Source organism: Vibrio genomosp. F10 str. 9ZD137 (genome assembly GCF_049974785.1).
Classification (GTDB): Bacteria; Pseudomonadota; Gammaproteobacteria; order Enterobacterales; family Vibrionaceae; genus Vibrio.
Window position 1 is genome coordinate 1 of the sequence record NZ_JBNGCJ010000887.1, and the last position, 1,082, is coordinate 1,082.

1 protein-coding gene and 1 pseudogene are annotated in these 1,082 nt (G+C 44.8%); both read right to left on the minus strand.

The window, feature by feature from the left end:
• On the minus strand, nt 1-455 hold a 455-nt coding region (locus ACP45E_RS19785; protein ID WP_141707441.1), incomplete at its 3' end, for a MurR/RpiR family transcriptional regulator.
• Nucleotides 456-635: 180 nt separating this feature from the next.
• A pseudogene (locus ACP45E_RS19790) lies at nt 636-1,082 on the minus strand (amino acid deaminase); the annotation flags it as partial.

Genomic DNA, 1,082 nt, shown 5'->3' on the forward strand with positions numbered 1-1,082 from the left:
CGAAACAGTCGATGTTGAAGCTCTTGAGAGGCGATAGTTGAACCTCCTCCCATTCCAATAGAGATGATCTGTCTTGCTTTGTGCAGCCAATCTATTGCGATTCCGATGTCTTGTTCATTGACTAGGCGGCGATTGATGTCGAGCGATTGTTTTATTGACTCATATACCCCCTGGTAGCCTGATTGATCCGGTGGGTCGAGTATGAATCGCTGTCCAATGGTCAGTGACTGAGCGAGCTTAATCTTCATATCGCGAACGTTATTACAGCCAATGGCTTTAGCAAATCGAGTAATGGTCGCTTCACTGACCGCTGCATTTTCAGCAAGTTCTGTAATACTCGCGTTTGCTGCAAGATTGATGTCGTCCATGATCAGCTTCGCGACTTTTTTCTCTGCTTCTCGCAGCGCCCCAAAGCGTTCAGCAATTTGGGAAACAATATCTACTTCAAGTGTCAAAAAGTATTCCTCATTTGTTACCTTATTGGTCTCTATTTAGTCTCGTCGATTGACCATGCTACATGGTACTTATCAGTCGTTTGACGTTGATTAACCATTTGACGTTGATTAACCATTTGACGCTTTAGCAATAAGTGGCGGTTGTTTTGTGTTTTTCTCAGTATAACGAATGTCAGTTCGTTAAAAGCAGGTTTCTACCCAATGCGTCACCTGATAGTCGTCATCACAAATGGCAATATGACGCCATTTATCAAAAGTTAAGCATGGATGAGAGGTAGAAAAAGCGATCATATCGCCAACCTGGATATCGTTATCGGCATCTATCTCAATAAACGTATGTTGATCCATAACAGCGGTCGCGGTGATTCCTGAAGCTGAAATAGGCATCCCGTTACTGTAGGCCCGCTCTGCAATAGGCAGGCCCGCATCAAAGGCAACGTCTCGTTTACCCATTCCCACCACTGCTTTTGTTGGCTCTGGGCGTGAGATGACATAAGCCCAAACTTCTAAAGAGGATTCTAAGTTACCTTCCAGCTCACAGGCATAACCCTGATTGTTTTTGGCACGGGCAATGACATGGTTTTGAGCATCCAGATAAATACCAGTGTCGTGGATGGCGTAACAGCC